This is a genomic window from Novosphingobium sp. ZN18A2, from assembly GCF_036784765.1.
Classification (GTDB): domain Bacteria; phylum Pseudomonadota; class Alphaproteobacteria; order Sphingomonadales; family Sphingomonadaceae; genus Novosphingobium.
The window spans coordinates 1,906,069-1,929,928 of the sequence record NZ_CP136651.1 but is presented as its reverse complement, the minus strand read 5'-3'; the positions used below and the strand labels follow the sequence as shown (position 1 = coordinate 1,929,928).

Annotated in this window: 23 protein-coding genes and 1 tRNA gene; 4 read left to right on the top strand and 20 right to left on the bottom strand. The window is 63.0% G+C overall.

The window, feature by feature from the left end; translation table 11 throughout:
* Positions 1-20 precede the first annotated feature (20 nt).
* From RXV95_RS09285 to RXV95_RS09265, 5 genes are read right to left on the bottom strand one after another with little or no spacing between them, the layout of a single operon-like run.
* Complete coding sequence (locus tag RXV95_RS09285) at positions 21-986, bottom strand: DNA polymerase III subunit delta' (RefSeq protein ID WP_338465769.1); 966 nt, start codon at positions 984-986, stop codon at positions 21-23.
* Positions 983-1,612, bottom strand: coding sequence for a dTMP kinase (tmk, locus tag RXV95_RS09280; RefSeq protein ID WP_338465768.1), 630 nt, complete (start codon positions 1,610-1,612; stop codon positions 983-985). The genes RXV95_RS09285 and tmk overlap by 4 nt, the downstream gene beginning before the upstream one ends.
* Before the next feature lie 13 nt (positions 1,613-1,625).
* Positions 1,626-2,795, bottom strand: coding sequence for a D-alanyl-D-alanine carboxypeptidase family protein (locus RXV95_RS09275; protein ID WP_338465767.1), 1,170 nt, complete (start codon positions 2,793-2,795; stop codon positions 1,626-1,628).
* A gap of 46 nt (positions 2,796-2,841) precedes the next feature.
* The gene (locus tag RXV95_RS09270; RefSeq protein WP_338465766.1) at positions 2,842-3,984 is read right to left on the bottom strand and encodes an SPOR domain-containing protein; all 1,143 of its coding nucleotides are present in this window, start codon (positions 3,982-3,984) and stop codon (positions 2,842-2,844) included.
* Positions 3,968-4,960: a lytic murein transglycosylase gene (locus tag RXV95_RS09265; protein WP_338468541.1), complete on the bottom strand. Its 993-nt coding sequence runs from the start codon at positions 4,958-4,960 to the stop codon at positions 3,968-3,970. Before RXV95_RS09265 ends, RXV95_RS09270 begins: the two co-directional genes overlap by 17 nt.
* A 188-nt stretch (positions 4,961-5,148) precedes the next feature.
* Between RXV95_RS09265 and RXV95_RS09260 the strand changes: the two genes are divergently transcribed.
* Together RXV95_RS09260 and RXV95_RS09255 are read left to right on the top strand one after the other, a co-directional pair.
* Positions 5,149-5,238: transfer RNA gene (locus tag RXV95_RS09260), tRNA-Ser, on the top strand.
* Positions 5,239-5,392: 154 nt separating this feature from the next.
* Positions 5,393-5,740 (top strand): PilZ domain-containing protein, encoded by a 348-nt coding sequence (locus tag RXV95_RS09255; protein WP_338465765.1) that lies wholly within the window; start codon positions 5,393-5,395, stop codon positions 5,738-5,740.
* Positions 5,741-5,783: 43 nt separating this feature from the next.
* Here the strand turns inward: RXV95_RS09255 and RXV95_RS09250 are convergent, their stop codons facing one another.
* The 7 genes from RXV95_RS09250 to ectA are packed head-to-tail and all read right to left on the bottom strand — an operon-like array spanning position 5,784 to position 13,085.
* Positions 5,784-7,112 (bottom strand): MFS transporter, encoded by a 1,329-nt coding sequence (locus RXV95_RS09250; protein WP_338465764.1) that lies wholly within the window; start codon positions 7,110-7,112, stop codon positions 5,784-5,786.
* A 4-nt stretch (positions 7,113-7,116) separates the two neighbouring features.
* On the bottom strand, positions 7,117-8,355 hold the full coding sequence (locus RXV95_RS09245; RefSeq protein ID WP_338465763.1) for an MFS transporter: 1,239 nt from the start codon (positions 8,353-8,355) through the stop codon (positions 7,117-7,119).
* A gap of 17 nt (positions 8,356-8,372) precedes the next feature.
* A complete protein-coding gene (locus RXV95_RS09240; RefSeq protein ID WP_338465762.1) occupies positions 8,373-9,812 on the bottom strand; it encodes an aspartate kinase in 1,440 nt (479 codons plus the stop codon).
* The gene (gene thpD / locus RXV95_RS09235) at positions 9,809-10,726 is read right to left on the bottom strand and encodes an ectoine hydroxylase (protein ID WP_338465761.1); all 918 of its coding nucleotides are present in this window, start codon (positions 10,724-10,726) and stop codon (positions 9,809-9,811) included. The genes RXV95_RS09240 and thpD overlap by 4 nt, the downstream gene beginning before the upstream one ends.
* Positions 10,727-10,759: 33 nt before the next feature.
* On the bottom strand, positions 10,760-11,170 hold the full coding sequence (locus RXV95_RS09230; protein ID WP_338465760.1) for an ectoine synthase: 411 nt from the start codon (positions 11,168-11,170) through the stop codon (positions 10,760-10,762).
* Between the two features lie 14 nt (positions 11,171-11,184).
* Positions 11,185-12,489 (bottom strand): diaminobutyrate--2-oxoglutarate transaminase, encoded by a 1,305-nt coding sequence (gene ectB / locus RXV95_RS09225; protein ID WP_338465759.1) that lies wholly within the window; start codon positions 12,487-12,489, stop codon positions 11,185-11,187.
* Positions 12,490-12,518: 29 nt separating this feature from the next.
* On the bottom strand, positions 12,519-13,085 hold the full coding sequence (gene ectA, locus RXV95_RS09220; RefSeq protein ID WP_338465758.1) for a diaminobutyrate acetyltransferase: 567 nt from the start codon (positions 13,083-13,085) through the stop codon (positions 12,519-12,521).
* A 215-nt stretch (positions 13,086-13,300) separates the two neighbouring features.
* Between ectA and RXV95_RS09215 the strand changes: the two genes are divergently transcribed.
* Positions 13,301-13,792, top strand: coding sequence for a MarR family transcriptional regulator (locus RXV95_RS09215; RefSeq protein ID WP_338465757.1), 492 nt, complete (start codon positions 13,301-13,303; stop codon positions 13,790-13,792).
* 48 nt (positions 13,793-13,840) lie between these two features.
* Here the strand turns inward: RXV95_RS09215 and RXV95_RS09210 are convergent, their stop codons facing one another.
* The 4 genes from RXV95_RS09210 to RXV95_RS09195 form a co-directional block, all read right to left on the bottom strand.
* Positions 13,841-14,089 carry a PilZ domain-containing protein gene (locus tag RXV95_RS09210; protein WP_338465756.1) on the bottom strand — a complete coding sequence of 83 codons (249 nt, stop codon included), beginning with the start codon at positions 14,087-14,089 and terminating at the stop codon, positions 13,841-13,843.
* 75 nt (positions 14,090-14,164) lie between these two features.
* Positions 14,165-15,577: a dihydrolipoyl dehydrogenase gene (gene lpdA, locus RXV95_RS09205; RefSeq protein WP_338465755.1), complete on the bottom strand. Its 1,413-nt coding sequence runs from the start codon at positions 15,575-15,577 to the stop codon at positions 14,165-14,167.
* Positions 15,570-15,989, bottom strand: coding sequence for an acyl-CoA thioesterase (locus tag RXV95_RS09200; protein WP_338465754.1), 420 nt, complete (start codon positions 15,987-15,989; stop codon positions 15,570-15,572). Before RXV95_RS09200 ends, lpdA begins: the two co-directional genes overlap by 8 nt.
* Before the next feature lie 25 nt (positions 15,990-16,014).
* Complete coding sequence (locus RXV95_RS09195; RefSeq protein ID WP_338465753.1) at positions 16,015-17,289, bottom strand: pyruvate dehydrogenase complex dihydrolipoamide acetyltransferase; 1,275 nt, start codon at positions 17,287-17,289, stop codon at positions 16,015-16,017.
* Between the two features lie 168 nt (positions 17,290-17,457).
* Between RXV95_RS09195 and RXV95_RS09190 the strand changes: the two genes are divergently transcribed.
* Positions 17,458-17,922 carry a universal stress protein gene (locus RXV95_RS09190; RefSeq protein ID WP_338465752.1) on the top strand — a complete coding sequence of 155 codons (465 nt, stop codon included), beginning with the start codon at positions 17,458-17,460 and terminating at the stop codon, positions 17,920-17,922.
* Between the two features lie 6 nt (positions 17,923-17,928).
* Here the strand turns inward: RXV95_RS09190 and RXV95_RS09185 are convergent, their stop codons facing one another.
* From RXV95_RS09185 to phaR, 4 genes are all read right to left on the bottom strand, one after another.
* On the bottom strand, positions 17,929-20,202 hold the full coding sequence (locus RXV95_RS09185) for a VacB/RNase II family 3'-5' exoribonuclease (RefSeq protein ID WP_338465751.1): 2,274 nt from the start codon (positions 20,200-20,202) through the stop codon (positions 17,929-17,931).
* Between the two features lie 40 nt (positions 20,203-20,242).
* Positions 20,243-21,583: a M20/M25/M40 family metallo-hydrolase gene (locus tag RXV95_RS09180; protein ID WP_338465750.1), complete on the bottom strand. Its 1,341-nt coding sequence runs from the start codon at positions 21,581-21,583 to the stop codon at positions 20,243-20,245.
* Positions 21,584-21,643: 60 nt separating this feature from the next.
* Complete coding sequence (locus RXV95_RS09175; RefSeq protein ID WP_338465749.1) at positions 21,644-23,191, bottom strand: aminoacyl--tRNA ligase-related protein; 1,548 nt, start codon at positions 23,189-23,191, stop codon at positions 21,644-21,646.
* Positions 23,192-23,300: 109 nt separating this feature from the next.
* The gene (gene phaR, locus RXV95_RS09170; RefSeq protein WP_338465748.1) at positions 23,301-23,849 is read right to left on the bottom strand and encodes a polyhydroxyalkanoate synthesis repressor PhaR; all 549 of its coding nucleotides are present in this window, start codon (positions 23,847-23,849) and stop codon (positions 23,301-23,303) included.
* Positions 23,850-23,860 lie beyond the last annotated feature (11 nt).

The window sequence follows — 23,860 nt, the reverse complement described above, 5'->3', positions numbered from 1 at the left end:
CGTGTACTTTCGGTCTGTGGCTATCGAGCGCCCTCCCTAGAGCGCCCTACCGATGCCAGCAACCCGCCGATTTCCAGCAAGAGCAGCGATGCATCGAAGTTGTACGTCGTCGCTTGCGCGCCAAGCCGCACCAGGGCGGCGTGGGCATCGCCAATCCGCAGCCGCGTCGCCTCGTCCGCTTCGCGCAATCGTTCGACCAGCACCATGCGCGCGGCCTCTATTGCCGCCAACTGCCTGTCGCGTGAGGGCCGCTGTCCAAGCGCGGACGATAGGAGCGCGCGTTGGGAAAAATCGGCATCGCCATGCGTCGCAAGCCGTTCGAACACATCGTAGACCTTGCCAAGGTCGTGCACCGCAAATGCGATTGCCGCGCCGGGCGAACCGCCGGAGAAGGCAAGCGCGGCCTTGCGCTCCCTCGGCTCGATGCCCGGCATTGCTCCGTCGACCACTCGTTCGAGATCGGCCGGTCCCAGTGGATGGAACCGCAGAATGCGGCACCGTGAACGGACCGTAGGCAACAGGCGCCCGATGCGATGCGCAACCAACAGGAAGACCGTGCCTTCGGGCGGTTCCTCAAGACTTTTGAGGAGAGCGTTCACCGCGCTCTTTTCAAGATCGTCGGCCGAATCGATCACCAGCGCGCGTCTGGGGCCAAGCGTGGGCCGAGTGGTAAGCCGCCGCTGCATCTGTCGCACCTGGTCGACAGCGATGCTGCGCCTGGTTGCGAACGGCTTGCCCTCGGCCTGCCGTTTTGCGTCATCTTCGGTGGCGGGCAGGCGCTCCAGCACGTTGATATCGGGATGTGCATCGGATTCCGGCTGCGACACGCCGGGAACCGAGACATAGTCGGCCGCGGCCTGCATCGCGAATGTCGCCTTGCCCAGACCTTCAAGCCCCGAAAGAATCCACGCGTGATGCATCCGGCTGCCTTTTTGCGCCGAATGCCATTCACGCCAGGCGTCCTCATGGCCGAACAGTCGCGTCATGACGGCAGCAATCCCGCCAGAGCAGACATGATGCGGGCATGGACCGCTTCCGGTTCGGCGTCGGCTTCTATTTCGACAAAACGCGCGGGGTCTTGCGCGGCAAAAGTCCGGAACGCCTTGTCCACACGCGCATGATAATCGCTTTCACGGCCGCCGATCCTGTCAGCGCTGTTTCCGTCGCGAAGTGCAAGGCGCCTGTCCGCTTCATCCGGTGAAACGGCGAGAAAGACCGTTCGGTCGGGCAACAACTCCTCGCTGCCGATCCGGTGCAGTTCAAGGATATCGGCATCCGATAACCCGCTTCCCCCGCCCTGATATGCGCGACTGCTATCGATGAAGCGGTCGCAGACCACCCAAGCTCCGCGCTGCAGCGCCGGGCGGATCAGCGTTTCGACATGATCGGATCGCGCCGCGGCGAACAGCAGAGCCTCGGCGCGCGCGCGCCATCCCGGTCCCTCGGTGGAAAGCAGCAGTTCGCGGATCGCTTCCGCACCGGGCGTACCGCCCGGTTCGCGCGTGATGACAACGTCCTGTCCGCGCGCCTTCAGCGCGGCGGCAAGCAGACGCGCCTGGGTGGACTTGCCCGCGCCTTCACCACCTTCGAACGTGATGAAACGCCCCGTCATGCGCCGACCCCCATCACGCACCGACCAGAGTGGCAAGCCCGTCGCGAATGCGGTCGAACGTATCGCCCGCGGCCACGGATTTTCCGGCGACAAGCGGCAGGTCGATCTCCGGCTGCCCCGCTTGCTTCACGACCATGGTCGCGACTGTTGCCCCCTGCTTGACGGGAGCGCGCAGGGGGCCATCGTACCGTATCGAAATCACCGGATTTGAGGTCTGTCCGCGCCGCACCGTGGTTGTATAAGCCTGCGGTGCGACGAGCGGCACGGTCCGTTTATCACCGCCCTGCACGATCGCCCGGCCGACCTCGCCGCCTTGCGCCACCAGCGGCCGGGTTTTCCAGGCATGAAAGCCCCATTCCATGAATTCGCGCGCTTCCGTGCGGCGACGGCTTCCGCTGTCCATTCCCGCCAGCACCATCAACAACCGCCGGCCATTGCGTTCCGCAGAGCCGACAAAGCCGTATCCCGCCTGATTGGTGAAGCCCGTCTTCACCCCGTCCGCTCCTGCAACGTGGCCATAGATCGGATTGTGGTTGCGCTGTTCGATGCCATTGAAGGTCATCGTCTCATGGCCGAAATAGTGCCGATAGAGCCTGGGATGCCGCGTAATCATCGCGCGCGCCAGCTTGACCAGATCGCCCGCGGTTACATAGGTCTGCCCCTGGTCCATCCACCCGTTGGGCGTGTGGTAATGGCTGTTCGTCATGCCAAGCTCTCGTGCCTTGGCATTCATCATGGCGGTGAATTTCGGCACCGACCCGGCAATTCCGTCCGCCAGCACGATGCACCCGTCGTTCGCGGAAACGGTTACGATTCCCATCAGCAGATCCTCGACCGTCGTGCTGCTCCCCCGATCGAGGAACATCGTGCTGCCAACCCGGTGCCATTTGCGAAACGCGGCATTGCTCATCGTGAAGCGCTGTTGCGGGTCAAGCTTGCCTTCGTCGATCAGTTCAAACGCGACATAGGCCGTCATGATCTTGGTCAGCGATGCCGGCACAAATCGCCTGTCGGGCTGGCGGGAAAACAGCGTTTCGCCCGAACTCATGTCCACCATCAAGGCAATCGGCGCGGTCGGCCTGAATTCCTCATCCGGCGTGGAGGTCAACGCCTCCGGTGCGGCAGCGCGAACAGGCAAGGCCGCGGAAACGGCAATCAGCAATGCGGCGGCTAGTCTGGTCAAGCGGCTTCCCCGAGATTCCGGGCCCCGCTCACTTCACCGGACGATGCTAACGCTCGGTCAGGACCCTTGCGTCCGCATAACCTGCCGAGCGCGCCTTCGCCAGCGCCGCGTCCGCCTTGTCCCTTGTAGTGAACGGCCCCATGCGCACACGCCAGTATTTTCCGGCCGGTGACACGGACCCGTTAACCTTGGCTGCCACGACTTTCGCGCGCGCCTCGGTCGACATAGTGGCCACCTGCACCGTCCATCGGTGCATCGCCTTTTCCACGGAAGGGGACGAATCGGGCTTTGTGCCCGGCGCCTTGGCCGAAGGCGTTTCAGCCACCTTTTCGGACTTCGATTGGCCTTCGTCGCCGGGCGATTTCTGTTTTGGGGAATCGCCCTCAGGCTTGACCGCAGGCGCCGGCTTCAAGGCTGGCGCCTGCGCGCGCGACACCTTCCCGGCACGGGCGGGATTTGCCTTCTCGGCGGATACATCGGCTTTCGCCGCCGGTGAAAGCGACTTTCCTTGCGGAGCGGTTGGTACGGGTGGGTTCCCTGCCGAAACCGGAACCGGGGCCGACGCCGCGGTGGCGCTGGTCGCGGCCGATTTCGGTGCCGGTTGGGCCGGTCCGCTTAGTATTGCCCCGCCAGAATCGCCCAGGCGGCGGCGCAACACCTTCAACAGCCCCGGCGGCGTTTCCATTCGCTCTGGCGCAGTTTTGCCAAGCCGCAGCATGGCGCGTTCCGCTTCCGGGGGATTGACCCGCCGCACACGGATCGCCGCCTTTTCCGCATTCGATAGCCCCAGTTGTTTCCACGCACCGGCGGAAAGGCCCAGAACAACGTCTCCGTGCATCGGTCCGCGACGTGTAACGCGGACCAGGATCGTGCGGCCGCTTTCCAGCGACGTGACCTCGACATAGCTCGGCAGCGGCAGGGTGCGATGCGCGGCATCGACCGTCGCCCCCTGATCGTCCTCGATGGCATAGCCGACCGCGTCGTAATTCATCGTGTCGGCGGGCGTGAACGTCTTGCCGTCGATCACGTAAGGATCGCCGATTACCACCGGATAATCGGCTGCCGGACCGGTCGCTCCGGGCGAACCGGCCTGCGCCGGCGCGGCGATTGCGCCACTGGCCGGAACGGCGGCCGCAAGAATGGCGATGGCGATAGAAACGATCGGATATGGCCTATTGGCGGATGGCATCGGCAAGCAGCCCCACAGACAATGCATAAAAATTGGAGCAGTTATAATCGAGGATAACTCGATAATTTCCGGTTAGCAGATAGGCAGTTTGTCCCTGACCGTCCGGTTCCAGCAGTGTTGCCATCACGTTATCGGCGGGCCAGCGCCCGCTTTGCGGAACGATCCCGAGCGCGCGCCATTCGCGCATCGTGCGCCATTGGCTGTGCCTTGCGAACACGCGCGGGCAGCGCGGGCTGTTCAACTTCGTCGCCAGGGCCGCACGGTCAAGGCCGTCGGGCACATTGACGGCGATTCCCCAAGGCTCTCCCGGACGCCAGCCCGCGTCGCGGAAATAATTCGCGATGGATGCCAGGGTGTCTGCCCGGTTGTTCCAGATGTCGGCAAATCCGTCGCCATTGCCGTCCTGCGCAACGCGGAGATAAACGCTTGGCAGGAACTGGGGATTGCCGAACGCGCCAGCCCAGCTTCCCACCAGTCGCGATCGCGGCACACCGCGGTCCATCATCTTCAGCGCATCGATGAACTCGGTTGAGAAGAGTTTGCGCCGTCGCCCTTCGTAGGCCAGCGTGGCAAGCGAACGCAGCAGATCAAAATCGCCAGTGTAACTGCCGTAATTCGTTTCGTGCCCCCAGATCGCGATAAGGATCTCACCCGGCACGCCATAGCGCCGCTCAATTCCCGAAAGCATACCCATCGCCGCCGCATATTCTCGCTGCCCCCCGCGGATTCGAGCGGCATCGACATGCCGGCGCAGATAAGGCGCGAAAGGCGGAATCGCCGTTTGCGGCCCTCCCCCGGGCTGGGAACGGTCAAGCTGGATCACCCTGGGATTGAACGTCAGGCCCGCAAGTCCGCGCGAAATCGTCTGCTCGCTCACCCCTTCGCTGCGAGCCTTTGCCGCCAGAAGCTGGAGGTAACCCTGGAACCCGGCTTCTTCGTCGCCTGACTGCGCGGCTGCCGGCACGGAGAGGAGCAAGCCGCCCGAAAACGCCAGAAAAAGTTTGAAAACGAACGACAATCTACCGGAAATCGACATGGAACGGAGTGTCGCACAGGTGCACGGAATTGGGAATCCCCCATTACCGCCAAAACGCACGGCTTATCGCATTCTGGCTGGTGACAAAGCGAACGCAACCGGCTAGCCGCATCGGGCCTCGCGCAGACGGACAGGTGGCCGAGTGGTTTAAGGCAGCGGTCTTGAAAACCGCCGTGGGTGCAAGCTCACCGTGGGTTCGAATCCCACCCTGTCCGCCAATTCCTCTCTTTGCCCGCGGGCCAATTGATCCGAACCCTCACTTTCTGATCAAGCGCACTCTCCGCGAGAAAACGCGGGTTTACCGAAAATTGATCCGATCTGGATAGGATTTGGTTCAAACGACCGAAGTCCATGCAGCGGAGCCTATCTTCAATGGAGCCCGATGAGCAGCCGAACCTGCCCGAAAGGGAACTTGTGCATCGCCAGAGCGAGCGCAAACCGTTTGGCGCGGAAGCCGTCATCCGTAACAACAGGTACAACCGCATCGGCGGGCGTTTGATCGACATCTCCGAACATGGATGCAAGATCGACCTTTTTTCGGGTTCGGCGGAACCCGGAAACTTCGTGACCATCAAGCTGGACGGGATGGAATCCTGGGCGGGCGAAGTTCGCTGGGCCGAAGATTCCATCGTAGGCGTGCAGTTTCAGCGCCCGCTTCATCCGGCAATTGTAGAGCACCTCAGCCAGAGCCAGCCCGAAGTGGCGCTTGCCGCGGGATAGGCGAGCGCGCCGGCGTCGCCCTCCCCCGGCCCGAAAAGCCCGATCAGGCTGTTTTCTTTTCGTGGCCGATATCGCTTAGCGACACGCCCGCCGTCTCGGGCATGAAGCGAAGGGCTATGGCACCCACGACGCAGGCTGCCATCATGTAATAGGCGGGCATGAGCTCGTTGCCGGTCTCGGTGATCAGCGCACTGCCGACGGCGGGCGCGGTGCCGCCGAACAGCGACGTGGCGACGTTATAGCCGATTGCAAAGCCGGCAAAGCGGACCGGGGTTGGAAACAGCGCTGGGAATGTCGCCGAAATCGTCGCCAGTTGGGGTGCATAAAGCAGGCCCAGCAGCATGAACCCAATGATCGCACCAACCAGCCCCTGTTCCATCAACAGGTATAGCGGCACGACAAGCAGGAACAGCCCGACAAGGGAAAAGCGCCACATCGGCTTTCGCCCGACCCGGTCGGACAACGAACCTGCGAACGGCAGCACCACCATCATGAACAGCATGCCCAGGATCGGGACGACCAGCGCCTCGTCCTGGGTCAGGCCGATGCGGCGTTGCAGATAGGTCGGCATATAGCTGAGAAGCGTGTAGTTCACGACGTTCAGGGCGACCACCAGACCGCCCAGCACAAGCAATTGCCGCCAATAGTGCTTCAACAGGTGGGCAAGCCCGTGCGATTCACGCTCATGCTCATGGTCCTGCTTGAACACCGGCGTCTCTTCCAGGTGGCTTCGCAGATACATACCGACAAGCCCCAGCGGCCCGGCAACGAGGAACGGCAGGCGCCAGCCCCAATCGAACATCGCCTGATCCCCGAAGGCGAGCGAGAAGCCCAGCATCAGCAGCGCACCGCCGGAAAACCCGGCCAGGGTTCCCACCTCAAGGAAGCTGCCTGCAAGCCCGCGCCTGTCATCGGGTGCGTATTCGGCCATGAACGTCGCGGCACCACCGTATTCCCCGCCGGTTGAAAAGCCCTGGATCATGCGCAGCAGGATCAGCGTCAGCGGCGCCCAGAACCCGATCCGCTCGTAAGACGGAATAAGCCCCACAAAAAACGTTGCGGCAGCCATCACGATGATCGTGACGGCAAGCACGGACCGCCTGCCGAACTTGTCGCCAAGCGGCCCCCAGAACAGCCCGCCCAGCGGCCGGATCAGGAACGAGATCGCAAACGTCGCCAGCGCGAAGAGCGTGGCCTGTTCGGTGGTTCCCGGGAACAGCGCGGCAGAGATATAGGCAACGCCGTAGGAATAGATCCCGTAATCGAACCATTCGGTTGCGTTGCCGATGGCCGACGCCGCGATCGCCCGGCGCAGCGTTGCATCGCGTTCGGGATCGCCGGTTATGGCGGTGGTGGGAGCAAAGTTGCTCATGGGATCACTCCGTCATGCCCTCTTCGGGCGAATAGGGGTCAAGGGTTGCAGCCACGGGCGTGGTGCGGGGCAGGATCTGGTAGCTCTGCTGTTCGTCGACCGGCACGGGCGGCGAGGTGATCTGGCGCCAAAGGCCGAATATGGCTGCGCCCGTCGCACAGGCCGCGATAAAGAAGAACAGGCCGGACGCCGTCAGCACAGACATTGCGGTTGCGCCCGCCATCGGCCCCAGTGCCGCGCCCGCCGAATAGAGGAGGACAAGCCCCCCGCTCGCGCCAACGCGTTCGTCGGGTTCGAGGTGGTCGTTGGTGTGCGCGACGCATAACGGATAGAGCGCGAAGCTCAGCCCGCCGAACAGCGCGCCAAGGCCGAGCAACATGGCGCCGCCGGTGGTGGTGAAGGCAACGGCGAACGCACAGAACGCCGTCCCGATCAGGACCGCGACGATCACACTACGCCGGTCAAGGCGGTCGGACAAAAAGCCGAGCGGCCATTGCAGCGCAACGCCGCCAAGGATTACCGCGCTCATGAACAGCGAGGTTTGCCCCAGTCCCATGCCAAGCCGCCGCGCATAGACGGCTGCAAGGCCATAGAATGCCCCCAGCATCACACCGGTTACAGTCGCACCGACGAGACCCAGCGGTGAGGCGCTGTACAGGCGTTTCAGGGAAAACGGCGTATTTTCCGCGATTTCGGGTGCCGGGATCAGGGTCATGAGGACCGGCACGGCGGCCAGCGAGATCAGGATAGAGGCAACGACGAACGGCAATGCAGGCCACACGCCGCCCAGGTTGAGCAGGTATTGCCCCACCGCCTGCCCCAAATAGAGGCAGATCATGTAACCCGCCAGGATGCCGCCGCGCGTTTCGGGAGAGGCGCGCTCGTTCAGCCAGCTTTCCAGGCACACGAACACACCCGCCGCGCAGAACCCGTCGACCGCGCGCAAAGCGCCCCAGACGACGGGCGAAACGTATATTCCATAAGCAAGCGTGCTGGCCGAAAAGACCGACACGAAAGCCGCGAAGGAGCGCACGTGCCCCACGCGTTTCACCCAGTTCCCGGCCCGCATCGCGCCGACCGTCAACCCCAGGAAATACGCGGTCGCCACCGCACCGATGGCAAGCGTGCCATTCCCTGCCTTTTCAAGCCGCAGCCCGATAAGGGTGGGAAGCACCCCGCTCCCCGCCATCAGCATGAAGATTGCCAGCAGCAGGCTGCGTACCGGCAGGATGGCGGTGAGCATGGTGTGCGAGTCCTAAGCTAGGCGGCCTGCTTTTCCGCTAGCACGTCGTCCTCACCCTCGACCAGCGCCCGGTGCAGCGCGCGGATCGCGGGTTTGAACGATTCCGGTTCGACAACGAACTGGATATCGACGTTCCGGATCTGGTGCTGCAACGCCAGGATCGAGATGTTCTCGTCCGCCAGTGCCTTCAACGCTTCCTGCGCAAGGCCGGGGCGCGAGATGTCGCTTCCGATCACGCTGACCATCGAAAGCTTCCGCGTGGAAACGGCAGAACCCGGATAGAGATCGCGCAGCTCTTCCGCGATCTTCGCCACCGTGCGGCTGTCCGCCGTGAGATAGTGCGTGATCGTGTTCGCGTTCGAACTTTTGCTGACGATCCAGGCGCTGTATTTCGCGATGACCTTCAGGATCGCTGCGTCATAGCCCTTTTCGCCCACCATGTCCTGTTCGAAGAACTGCAGGGCGTGGATCGTGCTGACGCCAGTGACGATTTCCACGCGCGGCGTGTCGGAAACATAATCGCCGCAGATCAGCGTGCCACCGTCTTCCCGATCGAAGGTGTTGCGCACGCGCAGCGGGATTTCCGTCTGTCGAAGCCCCCTGCCCGCGCGCGGGTGAATGGCTTCCATGCCAAGGTTCGCAAGCTGGTCCGCCACGTCATAGTTCGTGCGGCCGATCTTGCGCGCCTTGTCCTCGCCAACCAGCCTGGGATCGGCGCTCGACAGGTGGAATTCCTTGTGGATGATCGCTTCGCGCGCGCCGGTCAGCACCGCGATGCGCGAAAACGTGAGTTCGGAATAACCGCGGGCATAGCGCTTCACCATGCCTTCGCTGCAACCGGCATAACCGGTAACGATCGGCATTTGCGCGGAAAGGTCTATGCCGCTGAAAGCTTCCTCGATCCGGCGGTCTAGCGTGGGCAGGTCGTCCTGGTCCCACAGCGTCAGGTCCACCAGCACCGCGTTCACGCCGCGCTCTTTCAGCAACAGCGTGGTCGAATGCGCGCTGTGCGCTTCGCCCAGCCCCGCAAGCAGTTCGCGCACCGTAAGCAGTTGTTCGCTCAGGCTGAAGCGACCGTGGCCGCGAAGCCGGTCAAGGTCTTCAAGGCAAGCGGCGATGGTGCCGATGCGCTCGTCCACGAAGGCGTCCGCCTTTGCCCGGCTTTCGTCGCGGGCGAACATTTCCGCGTTGCGGGCCTGCATCGCCTCGCGCACGGCTTCCATGCCTTCGCGCCAGCACGCATCGTCGTCTTCGTCCACGAAGCGGGCATAGACGCCCGGCGTGCCGGTTTTCTTGTGCTCGAGCAAAAGGTCCGTCATCCCGGCATAGGCCGAAACGACGAAGATGCGGTTATAAAGGTCCGCCCCCTTGCGCCCTGCGATCAGGACGTTGTCGAACAAGGTTGCGGTGGCGGACATCGAAGTCCCGCCGATCTTTTCAACACTATGTCCGGTCATATTGCCATTTCCCCTCTGAGATCGCCCCTGACGGGCGCGATCGGGTTCGCGTCCTGCGCCGCAACGAAACGGGGCCTCGGCCGGTCGGCACCGAATGGCGCCGTGACCTTGTTGGAGACCGCGTTGTAGACGAAGAACGCGTTCGCACGCGGGAACGGAGTTATGTTTCCGTTCGACCCGTGCATCGTATTGCAGTCGAAGATCACGACCGTCCCGGGTTTCCCCGTGGGCGCGACGATCCCTTTGTCTGCTGCGAGTTCTGCAAGAGTGAGTTCGTCTGGAATGCCGAATTCCTGACGCTTCAGCGACATCCTGTAATGGTCCTCGGGCGTCCCGCCGATGCAGGACACAAAGATCCTGTGCGACCCCGGGATCAGCATCAGCGGACCGTTGTTGACCGTGTTTTCCGCCAGCAGCACCGACATGGAAAGCGCGCGCATGTTGGGCATGCCGTCTTCCACGTGCCAGGTCTCGAAGTCCGAGTGCCAGAAGAACTCCTTGCCGAAGAATCCCGGCTTGTAGTTCAACCGGCTCTGGTGGACGTAGACCTCGTCGCCCAAAAGGAAGCGGGCGACGCCTGCCAGCCTTTCGTCGGCGGCAAGGCGCGCCATCAGCCTGTTCTGGTCATGGATCGCGAAGACCGAACGGATTTCCTTGCCATCCGGCTCGCTGATCACGGTTTCGGCGTCGAGCCTTGCCGGATCGGCAAGGATCGAACTCATTTCACGCTGGAGAAAATCGATCTCGCCGGACGAGAAGACGTCCTCCAGCACAAGATAGCCGTCGCGGTCGAATTGCGCGGTCTGCCCGGCACTGAGTGGTGCCGAGGAATCCCAGGCCGAATGCACGACCGGGTAATCGCGCGGCAGCATCCGGGGCTGCGCCGCGACGCGGGACGGATAATAATCTGTCATCGCGTTACCGAATAATTCGAATTCAAGACCTTATCAGGCGTCAGCCGTTTCCGGCGTTGCCTCGGGATCGGCGGGATAGGCGCCCGTCTCGTCGTGCACCTCGTTGCCGGTCACCGGCGGATTGAACACGCAGGCGCAGGTGATCTGCGTTTCGGGACGCACGATGTGATTGTCGTGCTCGTTCAGCGCATACATCACGCCCGGCGAAAGCTTGTGCGTCTTGCCGGTGCCCAGATCCTCGATCGTGCCGGTGCCTTTCAGGATCAGCACGGCTTCAAGGTGATTGCGATAGTGCATTTCCAGCTTTTCACCGGCGTAGAGCGTGGTGACGTGGAAGGAAAAGCCCATGTCGTCCCCCTTCAGCAGGAGACGGGCGCTTTCCCAGCCCTTCGACTTGATATTGCGATCGGAATTGCGAATGTCTTTAAGATCACGGACGATCATGGTGTAACTCCTTATTATTCTGCGGCGACGGCAAGGGCCGGAGCGAGCACGTCGCTCACGCATTCCTCAAGAATGTCGAGCCCGGCGCCCAGTTCGGCATCGTCGATGGTGAGCGGGCAAAGAACCTTCACCACCTCGTCATGCGCACCGCTGGTTTCGATGATAAGGCCGCGGTCGAAGCAGGCTGACGTCACATCGTCGGCGGCGTCGCCCGAAGGCATCACCACGCCGCGCATCATGCCACGGCCGCGAGTCTGGAGATCATGGCGCCTGGCGATCCGGCCAAGCCGGTCCTCAAGGATGCCGGCGCGGCGGTTGATGTCGCGCGCGAAGCTGTCGTCGCTCCAGAAATGGCGCAGCGCCGCCTCGGCGGTAACGAAAGCATGGTTGTTGCCGCGGAAGGTGCCGTTGTGTTCGCCCGGCGTCCACTGGTCCAGCTCGGGACGCACAAGCGTGAGAGCGAAAGGCAGGCCCATGCCGGAAAGCGACTTGGCCTGCGTGACCATGTCGGGCACGAACCCCATGCCTTCGAAGCTGAAAAAGCTGCCGGTACGGCCGCTGCCGGCCTGAATATCGTCAACAATCAGCAAGGCGCCGTGACGCTTGGCAATCTTCGCCACCTTGCGCAGCCATTCGGGCGACGCGGCGTTTAGGCCGCCCTCGCCCTGTACCGTTTCGACCAGGATCGCGGCAGGCGCATCGAGACCGCTCGAAGGATCGGCAAGACGCTGTTCCAGCAGGTCGGCAGTGTCCACGTCAGGACCGTAATAACCGTCGAACGGTTCGTGGCTGACATGGCTCAGCGGCACACCCGCACCGCCGCGCTTCTGCGCGTTGCCGGTGCAGGCCAGCGCGCCCAGAGTCATACCGTGGAAGCCGTTGGTGAAGGCGATCACCATTTCGCGGCCCGTCACCTTGCGCGCCAGCTTGATCGCGGCTTCGACCGCGTTGGTGCCGGTCGGGCCGGTGAACATCGCGCGATAATCAAGCCCGCGCGGCTTGAGGATCACCTCTTCCAGCGTCTTGAGGAAACGTTCCTTGGCATCGGTGTGCAGGTCGAGCCCGTGGGCAATGCCGTCGCTTTCGATGTATTCGAGCAGCGCGTCCTTCAGAACCGGATGGTTGTGCCCGTAGTTGAGCGTCGAGCAACCGGCGAGAAAGTCCAGGTAGCGGCCACCGTCGTTGCTGTAGAGCCACGAGCCCAGCGCCTTGTCGAACTGACGCGGCATTGAGCGGGAATAGCTGCGAACGGTGGATTCGCGACGTTTGTAGATATCCGTATCGGGACGGATGCGAGTGGGTTGGGGCTTCATCGTCATGACGGTATTTGCTCCGTACTTTACTGGCCTCACCGCGTGGTGCGGGATGCCGAATTGATGGGGCTTATGCGCAACTGGTATTCGGTTGCGTGCGCCCCTGCGAAATGGGCTTCTTCCTCGAAGCGCGGCTCTTCGGTGAGCTCTGCGCCATGGCGCCGGGCGAAGCCCGCGAACATGGCGCGCGACGGCTGGTTGTCGGCCGTGACGGTCGTGATCAGGTCGGTCACGCCTGCGGAGGCGGGCCTTGCGATCAGTTCGTCCAGCATGTGTCCGCCAAGCCCCTGCCCGCGCGCGGCGGCGGAGACTGCGACCTGCCAGACAAAGAACTCGTGCCGGCGCTCTGGCGGGCGATATCCGGAGATCCACCCGACGATACTGCCGCCCTGCTCCGCGACGACGCAGGTTTCCGCGAAGTCGCTGCATTGCAACAGGTTACAATAGGCCGAATTCCGGTCGAGCGGCGGACAGGCCGCGATCAGTGCCGTGACGGCGGGACCGTCCTCGGCTGTGGGGCAGCGAAAACTGAGAGGGTCGCCATCCCCTGCCGAACTGTCGGCAATTTCCCCGTTCGACGCACCCGTCGCGGGGTTTTCCATTCCAAGTATGTTTCATCTCCCGAAGGATTTGATTGTCTGTCGGGAGCGACCAAACTCCCCCTGCGGCGCGCTCTATATGCGCATTCATCCCTGTTTATCAACCCATAATGGGTCAAAGGTTTTTGCACTGCAGCAAAGTTTGCCGTCATATTTCTTTCATTTGATGAACTACATTGCGATTGTTTCGGAATGGTTCCCGCATTAGACGCAATTGTGTGGATAAGGATCTTTCACGCGAGACCCTGCGCGCCCTCAGACGGGTTCTTCGGATCACCGAACTGGGCGGCAAGACGCTGGTCCGCGCGACCGGGCTGACTCCGTCCCAACTGCTTGTCCTGCAGGAAATCGGCCGACGCGGTGAGGTTACGCCCAGCACGGTGGCAAACACGCTGCAATTCAGCCACGCTACGATTACCGCGCTCGTGGACAGGCTTGTATCCGCCGGATTCGTGACCCGGCAACGCAGCGAACGGGACAAGCGCCAGGTTCTGCTGGCCGTGACGGCCGCAGGTGAAAAAATGATCCTCGATGCGCCCGATATGCTGCAGGCCCAGTTTCGCGAACGTTTTCGGTCACTTCCCTACTGGGAACAGGCAATGCTGCTTTCCAGCGTCGAGCGACTGGGCGAACTGCTGGGCGCGCAAGGCATAGATGCGGCCCCGCTGCTGGACGCAGGCGCAATCGACCGCACATATCAGCAGGGATAACGGCAGCGAGGAAAGCGCAGCCCGCGCCAACCGGCGCGGGCAGACGCGTTACTCCGCAGCCAGACGCGCGATGTGGTCCACGACAGGTCCGTACAGACGCGCTTCGAATTCACATCCGATGTAATCGTCGTCTTTCCAGCGCAGCACGGCGCGCAGCGGACTCAATCCCGCAATCTTGACCATGATCGGCGTGCCAAGAGCACAAAGGGGCCTCCACTGTGCCTTGAATCCGCCGGTCGAGAGATCCTCAAGCAACACCTGGCCCCAGGGATTTGTGCCCCAGCGCAACTGGCCCATCAGCGAAACCCGCAGACGATCGTTCGACCGGCTGTCGCTCGGGCTGATGTTATCCTTGGTGATAAACGCCTCCGGTCAGATATGAATGGCGCGCCCATATGCGGACAGCACGCTTTCGTGCATCATTTCAGAAAGCGTCGGGTGAGGGAATACGGTCTGTATCAATTCGGCTTCAGTTGTTTCCAGCGTCTTGCCGACGACATAGCCCTGGATCAGTTCCGTCACTTCCGCGCCGATCATGTGCGCACCCAGAAGCTCTCCCGTCTTCGCATCGAACACGGTCTTGATGAAGCCCTGCGCCTCACCCAGCGCGATCGCCTTGCCATTGCCGACGAAGGGGAACTTGCCAACCTTCACATCGTACCCCGCTTCCTTCGCCTTCTCCTCGGTCAGCCCCACGGAAGCGACCTGCGGGTGGCAATAGGTGCATCCCGGAATATTGCGGCGGTCCATTTCGTGCGGATGGACATCCTTGTTGCCCAGTTCCTGCGCAATGGCTTCGGCCGCGATAACACCTTCGTGGCTTGCCTTGTGCGCCAGCCACGGGCCGGGCGTGATATCGCCGATGGCCCAAACGCCCTTCACGTTCGTCCGGCCCATGCCGTCAATCTGCACGATCCCGCGTTCCGCTTTGATGCCCAGCGTCTCAAGCCCGATATTCTCGGTATTGGGCACGATGCCGATGGCGACGATCACGTGGCTGTATTTGCGTTCTTCCACCTTGCCGCTGGCGCGCTTGATCGTCGCGGTTACGCCCTTGGCATCGGCCTTCAGGCTCTCGATGCCGGCGCCGGTGCAAATCTCGATACCCTGCTTCGAAAGCGCACTGTCGAGGAACTCCGACACGTCCTCGTCCTCTACCGGAACGATGCGCGGCAGCATTTCGACCACGGTCACGTTGGCGCCCATGTCGTTGTAAAAACTTGCGAACTCGATCCCGATCGCACCCGAGCCGATAACCAGCAGGTCGGTCGGCATTTCTGACGGGGTCATCGCGTGGCGATAGGTCCACACGCGCTTCCCGTCCGCCGGTGAGAATGGCAGGTCACGTGCGCGCGCTCCGGTGGCGAGGATCACGTGCTTTGCGGAGAGCGTCTCGGTCCCCTTTTCGCCCTTCACTTCCACCTTGCCGGGCGCGGTCATCCGGCCCTCGCCCATGTGCACGGTGATCTTGTTCTTCTTCATCAGGTGCGTCACGCCCTGGTTCAATTGCTTCGCCACCCCGCGCGAGCGCTTTACCACGGCATCCAGATCGGCGCGGATGTTGTCGGCCGCCAGGCCATAGTCCTTGGCGTGCTGCATATTGTGCAGAACTTCGGCCGAACGCAGCAGCGCCTTGGTGGGAATGCATCCCCAGTTGAGGCAGATGCCGCCCAGGTTCTCACGCTCCACTATGCCCACCTTCAGACCAAGCTGGGCGCCGCGAATCGCGGCGACATAACCGCCCGGGCCAGAGCCGAGGACAAGAAGGTCATACTGGTCAGCCACGCGCATTCTCCTGATCTGCAAGCGGCGCGTCCATTGGCGGGACGGGCCGCGGCTTGCGATCGCCATCGATCGCAACGAATGTAAAATTTGCCCGCGTCACGCACTGGCGTTCCTCACCCGTTCTCGGGCGACGCCAGGCTTCAACGGCGATCGTCATCGATGTCCTCCCGGTTTTCACAAGGTCGGCGAAGATGGAAACCTCGTCGCCGACGTGGACCGGAAGGAGGAACGTCATCCCCTCAACCGCAATGGTTGCCGCGCGGCCCCTGGAATGGCGCGCGGCAACGATGCCCGCGGCCATGTCCATGTGCCCCATCAGCCAGCCACCGAAGATATCGCCGGCCGGATTGGCATCTGCCGGCATCGCAGTGATGCGGATGGCGGGGTCGCACTTTTCTAGCGCAGCGGCCATGCCCTTGCGCCTCCTTGCGAAAGCCTCAGGCCACAAGTCCCAGCGGATTTTCCACGAGCGTCTTGAACGCCTGCATCAATTCCGCCCCGTCCGCGCCGTCGATGGCGCGATGGTCAAAGCTGCCGGTCGCGCTCATCACCGTGGCGACGGCCAGCGCATCGTCCACGACATAGGGTCGCTTTTCGCCCGCGCCGACCGCAAGGATCATGCCCTGCGGCGGGTTGATCACGGCTTCGAACTGCTTGATGCCGAACATACCTAGGTTTGAAAGGCTGGCGGTGCCGCCCTGGTATTCGTGCGGTTGCAGCTTGCCTTCGCGCGCCTTGCCCGCGAGTTCCTTCATTTCGGTGGCAATCGCCGAAACGGACTTTGTCCCGGCATCGACCACGATCGGCGTGATCAGGCCTGAAGGCGCAGCGACGGCGACGGATACGTCAGCACGGCTATAGCTGCGAAGTTCATCGCCAGCGAAACTGACGTTGCACTTGGGCACCTGCAAAAGCGCCTTGGCAAGCGCCTTGATCAGCAGGTCGTTCACGGAAAGTTTTACGCCCTGCGGTTCAAGCGCCTTGTTGAGTTCACCCCGCAACTTGAGCAGGGCGTCAAGCCGCACGTCGACCGTCAGATAGATGTGCGGGATGGTCTGCTTCGCCTCGGTGAGGCGGCGTGCGATGGTCTTGCGGACGTTGTTCAGCTTGGTCGCTTCGTAAGGAATGCCGAAATCGGGCACGGTCGCGGGAGTGGCAGCCCCCGCCGCGGGTGCGGTCGCCGCGGCAGCGGGCGCCGGAGTTGCCGCGCCTGGCTGCGCGCCCTCGACATCCGCTTTAACGATCCGCCCGCGCGGGCCGCTGCCGGTCACCCCGGACAGATCGATTCCCTTGTCTGCCGCAATGCGCTTTGCGAGCGGGGACGCAATGATGCGATCCCCCTTGGGTGCGTGTGCGGGTGCGGGTGCGGGTGCAGGGGCGGCGGTCGGCGTCGGAGCAGGTGACGGGCTGGGCGCCGGTGCGGCCTTGGCCTCTTCTTTCGGCGCTGGCGCCGGAGCACTGGCGTCTTCGTCTTCACCCGCCAACTGGGCAATCACCGCGCCGACTTTCACGCCTTCGGTCCCTTCCGGAACCTCGATCGAAACGATGGTTCCCTCGTCGACCGCCTCGAACTCCATGGTTGCCTTGTCGGTTTCGATCTCGGCCATGATATCGCCCGATGAAACCGTATCGCCCTCTTTCACCAGCCATTTGGCCAGCGTGCCCTCTTCCATGGTAGGGGAAAGGGCGGGCATCTTGATGGCTATTGGCATGGGCGGGGCTTTCGTCCTTGTCGCTACGGCGAGGCGGGCTTGCGAGCGCGCCCCGCGCCTTTCCTTGGGATGAGGCCATTTCGCGCTCCGGGGGCGAAGGGTCAAGGGCCAAGGCGCTTGCACCGCATACGAAATACTTCATTATCGATGTTCCGAAAGAGAGGGCCGATGGCGCAAAAGCGCATTTATCTTGTCATCATGGACGAAACGGCAGAGGCGCGCCTGGCGTTGCGCTATGCGGCAAGGCGCGCGGTGCGCACCGGCGGTGCTGTCCACATCCTTGCGCTGGTCCCGAAACAGGACTTCTCACCTTTCGGTGGCGTGCAGGCCACGATTGAGGAAGAAGCCCGCGACCGTGCCGAAGTGCTTGCCAACACCGCCGCAAGCGGCATCCAGAGCGCCGAGGGGCTGAGCCCGGTCATTTCCGTGCGCGAGGGCGACAGCACGAAGGTGGTGCGCGGCTACCTTGAGGAACACCCGGAAGTTTCTGCGCTGGTGCTGGGCGCGGCGGCGGAAGGTTCTCCCGGCCCGCTTGTTTCGCATTTCGCGATGCACGACGCGGGAAAGCTGCCCTGCTCGCTGATGATCGTGCCCGGATCGATGAGTGAGGACGACGTCGACCGCCTTTCCTAGCGTCGCCTAACGCTTCTTGCCCTTGTGCCGGACATTGGCGGGCCGCCCGCGCTTGCCCACCATGTATTTGCCCTTGCCGTCCTTGCGGGGCTTCGGAGGCCGCGCGCCGCGCCGTTCGATGCGCTGCACGCCCTCGGCCACGTCCTCGGGCTCGAACTTCAGCGCGCCGGTCAGCGGGTTGGCTTCCGCCAGGCGCAGCTTCAGGATCTGCCCCATGGTGAAGCGTTCCCCGCTTTGTTCTCCCACCAGCGCCTGCGCCTTGTCATCGTAATCGAACCGTTCGGCACCCAGCGTGGAGACGGGAACAAGGCCATCGCCGCCCAGCCCGATGATAGTGGCGAAGAAACCGAATTTCTGGACGCCGGTGATGCGCGTATCGAACACTTCGCCCACACGGCCCGCCAGCCATGCGGCGACATAGCGATCGATCGTCTCGCGCTCGGCTTCCATCGCGCGGCGCTCGGTCACGCTGATCGCATCGGAGATGCGCGACAGGTCGTCCCGGTCGGCGTCGGAAAGTCCGCTCCGGCTTGGAATGGCACGATCCTTCGGCGCGGGCTGCTCAAGGTGATAGGCATCGACCAGTGCGCGGTGAACCAGCAAATCGGAATAGCGGCGTATCGGCGAGGTGAAGTGCGCATAGCTGCCCAGAGACAGCCCGAAGTGCCCTGCATTGCGCGGGCCATAGTAAGCCTGGGTCTGGCTGCGCAGCACCGCTTCCATGATCAGCGCCTTTTCCGCCTCGTCGGACACGTCCTTCAGCATGCGGTTGAACAGCGACGGGGTAATTACCTGGCCCAGCGCGAACTTGCGGTCGAACGTGGCAAGGTAATCCTTCAGCGCCACCAGCTTTTCACGACTGGGCGGCTCGTGAACGCGATAGACGACCGGGGCGACCTTCGCTTCCAGCGCCTTCGCTGCCGCGACGTTTGCCGCGATCATGAAATCTTCAACCACGCGGTGCGCATCGAGCCGTTCGCGCAAGGCGATCTCCGCGATGCGCCCTTTCTCGTCAAGCACAACGCGGCGTTCGGGCAGTTCCAGTTCCAGCGGGTCGCGGTCCTGGCGCGCCTTTTCCAGCAGGCGCCACGCTTCCCACAAGTGGACGAGATGCTCTGGCGCAGCCTCCTCGTCGATGCGCCGTTGCGCCTCTTCGTATGGAATGACTTCGGCAATGCGCACCAGTGCGCGCGTGAAGCGCCATGAGGCTACTCTGCCATTCCTGTCGATGACAAGATGGCACGCCATCGCGGCCCGGTCCTCGCCCGCGCGTAGCGAACACACATCGGCGGAGAGCACTTCCGGCAACATCGGCACGACGCGGTCGGGAAAATAGACAGAGTTGCCCCGCTTCCTCGCCTCGCGGTCAAGCTTTCCGCCGGGGCGAACATAGAAGCTGACGTCGGCGATGGCGACAAGCGCGCGATAGCCGCCCTGCCCGTCCGGCTCGGCCCAGATCGCATCGTCATGGTCGCGCGCGTCCGCAGGGTCGATTGCCACGATCGGAAGTGCGCGCAAATCCTCGCGCTCGGTATCGCTCAGCGGCAGTTCGGCAACCTTTTGCGCTTCCGATACCGTTTCTTCGGGAAAGGCAAAGGGAATTCCGTGCTTGTTGATCGCGATCAGGCTGAACGCGCGCGGGGCCAGCGGATCGCCAAGCACTTCGGTAACCTTCACGCCGGATCGCGGGCCGCGCCCGGCCGGCTCTGCGAAAACGAGCTGGCCCGCTTCGGCCCCGCCAATGTCGGAAATCGGCGTGGAATTGCGCACGCGCTTGTCGATCGGGGCGAGCCAGCCCTTGCCCGCTCCGTCTATCTCGACAACGCCCATCAACTGGTCGACCCGCGCGGGAAGTTTCTTCATCGGATGGGCGATCCAGCCCTTCCCCGCTTCCTCTGTCCGCGACAGAACGCGGTCGCCCTTGCGCAGTGCCGAACCACGATCCTTTTCGATCATGCGCAGGCGCGGCGGCGGCGTTGCATCGTCGGGTTGCCAGCTATCGGGAATGGCAATCGCCTCGCCATCCTCGATATCCACCACTCGCAGCACCGTTACGCGCGGTACGCCGCCCATCTTGTGAAAGGCGGTGCGCTTGCCGTCGATCAGCCCTTCTTCGGCCATGTCCTTCAACAGCGCCTTGAGCTTGATCTTCTCTTGCCCCTTCAGCCCGAAAGCCCGCGCAATCTCGCGCTTGCCGGCGGGTTCGGTGGAATCGGAGATAAAATCGAGCACCTGCTGCCGCGTGGGCATGCCGGGTTCGCGCTTGGGAGATCGTGCCATTTGCGGGATGTGGCGTTTCGCTGCCCGGTTGGCAACCACATCACCCTTTGGGCGGCGCAACAGTCTTGTCGAACCCGCCGCCTGGCACCGCCGATGCGACCGGGCTTTCCGCCCCGTCCGCCGCAACGGCGCTGACGCCGAAGAACCAGTCGTCACCGCGAACGCCATTCAACCGCACGTGCGTATCCTCCGTTGTGCGCACCGGCTTGTCTCCCCAACCCGGTTTGTCGGTCCGGCGTTGCCACACGTTGTATTGCACCGCGCCGTTCACCGGCGTCCACGAGATGTCGGTGAATGTCTGGACGGCCGCCTTGGCCACGACCGAGGGCGGCATTGGCGCGCTTGCCAGCGCTGCAAGCGCCCGCACGTTCAGCCGCGCGACCTTTGCAAGATAGGCAAAGTCCATGAACTGCGCGGTATCGCCGTAAACCACGCCGTTTTCCGTGCGCAGATCCTGGTGCTGGTGATTGTAATTTTCCACGGCTACGGAAAAGCGCACCGCGGGATAGCCCTTGTCCTCAAACGGAATCTGGTCCCCGCCGCGCCCCATGCGATCCGTTCGCCATATCTGGCGGACCGAAAACCCCTTGCCGTCGGCGGCAGCAAGCCCCGCGATGAAGCGCGACAGATTGCGAGAGGGGCTGTCGTTTTCTCCCCCGTCGCGGCGCATCGCCGCGCGCATCTTGTCATCCGCATCGGCGCGCTCGCCTTCCGAGAACACGCGGACGTGGGAATCGTCCACCAGCCCGTCGGACCCGCGCGAATTGCCGACGATATCGTTGTTCAGCACCGCCTTGACGTGCCAGCCGTGCTTTTCCGCATAGTCGGCAAGCAGCTTGCCGCCATAAAGCCCCTGCTCTTCCCCGCTTAGCGCCGCATAGACGATCGTCGCCGGAAACTTGTGCCGGGACAGAACGCGCGCGGCCTCAAGCGCGACAGCGACGCCCGATGCATCGTCATTGGCGCCGGGCGCATCGGCGGTGGCGTTCATCACGTCGGTCACGCGGCTGTCTATATGCCCTTGCACGATCACGACCTCGTTCGGGCGTTCGGTGCCACGCTGAATAGCAACAACGTCAACAAGGCGCGTCGGATTGGGAATGCGCGATCCGGACACCATGGTTTCCGGCTCGACAATCTCCAGGCATCCGCCGCACGCCTTGCTGTCAGCCTGAAACTGCGCCTTGGCCCAGGTCCGGGCCGCGCCGATGCCGCGCCTGGGATCGGTTTGCGAAGACAAGGTGTGGCGCGTGCCGAACGAAACCAATGCGTCCACATCGGCTTTCAGCCGGTCCTGCGAAACGTCTGCCGCGGGATCGGCGGCGGCCAGCGCGGGGCTTGCCATGCTAAGCGCAAGGAGCGGAAACAGGAACGTGCGCATCGAGAACTCTCCGGCTCGGCAGGAAGGAATTGCCGGGACGATGCGACCAGCTGTCCCGGCTCAATAGGCGCGCGCGATGAGAATCTTTTCCACCGCCGGGCGCCCGGTGAACGGACAATCGCCCGAAACCTCGCCCGCGTCCAGCGGGGTGTTGCGGATGGTCAGTTTCAGGTCTTTCAGCTTGGCGACTACGCTATCCAGCTCTTCGCCGGTAGGCCGCGCCCAGCCCAGTTCCACCCAGCCCGGGTATTTGCGGTCTTCCGCGAAATATTCCTCAAGGCCAATCAGCCCGATGATGTCCCGCGCGATGTTGGCATCGCGCCGCGCGGTCGCTTCGGCGTGGAGCGAACGCTGGATATCCTCAAGCTCCCCGGCGGCAGCCGAAACGAACTCGTCGCGCGCCATGGCGACGAAATTTGCCTTGCCGTCCTCGCGCCAAAGCTGGTCGCGCCGCAGCACGCTCACTTGTCCGCCATCGGCATCGCGTCCGCCGATTTCGAGGATCAGCGGAACACCCTTCTTGACCCAGCCCCAACGCTTCTGGGTGGCCTTGCCGGGACGCTTGTCAAGCAACACGCGCACGGGTTCGCCAAACACCGGCTGGCTCGCCAGCGCCTTGTGCAGTTCCTCGCAATAGGCAAGCAGCGCGGCATCGCCTTCATTGTCGCGCAACATCGGCAGAATAACGATCTGGTGCGGCGCAACCTGCGGGGGAACGCGCAGGCCGTCATCGTCGCCGTGCGTCATGATCAGCCCGCCGATCATTCGCGTGGACATGCCCCAGCTGGTCGTGTGGCAAAGCTGCTGGGCGCCGTCCCTGTCCTGATACCGGATGCCCGCCGCTTCCGCGAAGCCCGTGCCAAGATAGTGCGACGTGCCTGCCTGAAGCGCCTTGCCGTCCTGCATCATCGCTTCGATAGAGAACGTCTCCACCGCGCCGGGAAAACGCTCGTTCTCGGGCTTTGCGCCGGCAATCACCGGCAGGCCAAGCACGTCTTCCGCAAAGCTGCGATACATTTCCAGCGCGCGCATCATCTCGGCCATCGCGTCTTCGCGGTCGGCATGGGCGGTATGCCCCTCCTGCCACAGGAATTCGCTCGTCCGCAGGAACATGCGCGTGCGCATTTCCCAGCGCACCACGTTGGCCCACTGGTTTGTCAGCAGCGGCAGGTCGCGCCAGGACTGAATCCACCGCGCCATCGCGCCGCCGATCACCGTTTCCGAAGTCGGGCGGACGACAAGCGGTTCTTCCAGCTTCGCTTCGGGGTCGGGCACAAGCCCGCCCTTGCCGTCAGCGATCAGCCGATGGTGCGTGACAACCGCCATTTCCTTGGCGAAGCCTTCGACGTGTTCGGCTTCCTTGGCGAAGTTGGACAGTGGGATGAACAGCGGGAAATAGCAGTTCTGGACACCGGCCTGCTTGATCCGTTCGTCCATCAGCTTCTGGATGCGTTCCCAGATGCCATAACCCCAGGGCCGGATGACCATGCATCCGCGAACGCCCGACTCTTCGGCCATCTCGGCCTCGGCGATCACGGCCTGGTACCACTGGGCGAAATCGTCTTCGCGCGTAACGTTCAGCGCGTGCTTGATGCGGGACTGGTTCATGGCCGCCGGTTAGGCCGCTCTGGCCGTTCCCGCAATGGGCGAATGCAGCAAACGGACAGCTTTCGCGCGATTGCCCGCGCGTTGGTGCGCCCGCACGGCACCAGCCCGCTTATTTGCCGAGTTCGTCCAGCTTCTTCTGCATGTCGGCCATTTGCTTGCGCAGGGCATCAAGCTCGTCGGAATCGCCTTCGTTGGCCTCTTCCGCCTTACCGCCCTGCGGCACGAACGCCGCTGCCGCCGCCGTGAACATTTCCATGTTCCGCTGCGCGATCTGGGCCAGCGGGTTGACCCCGATGCTTTCTTCTATCGCCTTGCGCATCTTGGCCTGATTTTCGCGGAAGTAATCCATCGATGCTTCAAGATATCCGGGCAAAAGGGACTGCATCGAATTGCCGTACATTCCGATAAGCTGGCGAAGAAAATTGGTCGGCAGCATCTGCTCGCCCGCGGATTCCTCTTCCATGATGATCTGGGCAAGTATCGAGTGGGTCAGGTCGTTACCGGACTTCGCGTCGATCACCTTGAAGTCTACGTTGTCCTTGACCATCTGCGCCAGGTGGTCGAGCGTGATATAACTTGACGTGCTTGTATTGTAGAGCCGCCGGTTGGCGTACTTCTTGATAATGACGGTTTCTCCGTCCTTTGCCTTGTCAGCCATATCCGCGCCCC

Coding starts and splice junctions, on each gene's coding strand:
- RXV95_RS09285 (WP_338465769.1), bottom strand. CDS start 986: ATGACGCGACTGTTCGGCCATGAGGACGCCTGGCGTGAATGGCATTCG.
- tmk (WP_338465768.1), bottom strand. CDS start 1,612: ATGACGGGGCGTTTCATCACGTTCGAAGGTGGTGAAGGCGCGGGCAAG.
- RXV95_RS09270 (WP_338465766.1), bottom strand. CDS start 3,984: ATGCCATCCGCCAATAGGCCATATCCGATCGTTTCTATCGCCATCGCC.
- RXV95_RS09255 (WP_338465765.1), top strand. CDS start 5,393: ATGGAGCCCGATGAGCAGCCGAACCTGCCCGAAAGGGAACTTGTGCAT.
- RXV95_RS09250 (WP_338465764.1), bottom strand. CDS start 7,112: ATGAGCAACTTTGCTCCCACCACCGCCATAACCGGCGATCCCGAACGC.
- RXV95_RS09245 (WP_338465763.1), bottom strand. CDS start 8,355: ATGCTCACCGCCATCCTGCCGGTACGCAGCCTGCTGCTGGCAATCTTC.
- RXV95_RS09240 (WP_338465762.1), bottom strand. CDS start 9,812: ATGACCGGACATAGTGTTGAAAAGATCGGCGGGACTTCGATGTCCGCC.
- thpD (WP_338465761.1), bottom strand. CDS start 10,726: ATGACAGATTATTATCCGTCCCGCGTCGCGGCGCAGCCCCGGATGCTG.
- RXV95_RS09230 (WP_338465760.1), bottom strand. CDS start 11,170: ATGATCGTCCGTGATCTTAAAGACATTCGCAATTCCGATCGCAATATC.
- ectB (WP_338465759.1), bottom strand. CDS start 12,489: ATGACGATGAAGCCCCAACCCACTCGCATCCGTCCCGATACGGATATC.
- ectA (WP_338465758.1), bottom strand. CDS start 13,085: ATGGAAAACCCCGCGACGGGTGCGTCGAACGGGGAAATTGCCGACAGT.
- RXV95_RS09210 (WP_338465756.1), bottom strand. CDS start 14,089: ATGGGCCAGTTGCGCTGGGGCACAAATCCCTGGGGCCAGGTGTTGCTT.
- RXV95_RS09200 (WP_338465754.1), bottom strand. CDS start 15,989: ATGGCCGCTGCGCTAGAAAAGTGCGACCCCGCCATCCGCATCACTGCG.
- RXV95_RS09195 (WP_338465753.1), bottom strand. CDS start 17,289: ATGCCAATAGCCATCAAGATGCCCGCCCTTTCCCCTACCATGGAAGAG.
- RXV95_RS09190 (WP_338465752.1), top strand. CDS start 17,458: ATGGCGCAAAAGCGCATTTATCTTGTCATCATGGACGAAACGGCAGAG.
- RXV95_RS09185 (WP_338465751.1), bottom strand. CDS start 20,202: ATGGCACGATCTCCCAAGCGCGAACCCGGCATGCCCACGCGGCAGCAG.
- RXV95_RS09180 (WP_338465750.1), bottom strand. CDS start 21,583: ATGCGCACGTTCCTGTTTCCGCTCCTTGCGCTTAGCATGGCAAGCCCC.
- RXV95_RS09175 (WP_338465749.1), bottom strand. CDS start 23,191: ATGAACCAGTCCCGCATCAAGCACGCGCTGAACGTTACGCGCGAAGAC.
- phaR (WP_338465748.1), bottom strand. CDS start 23,849: ATGGCTGACAAGGCAAAGGACGGAGAAACCGTCATTATCAAGAAGTAC.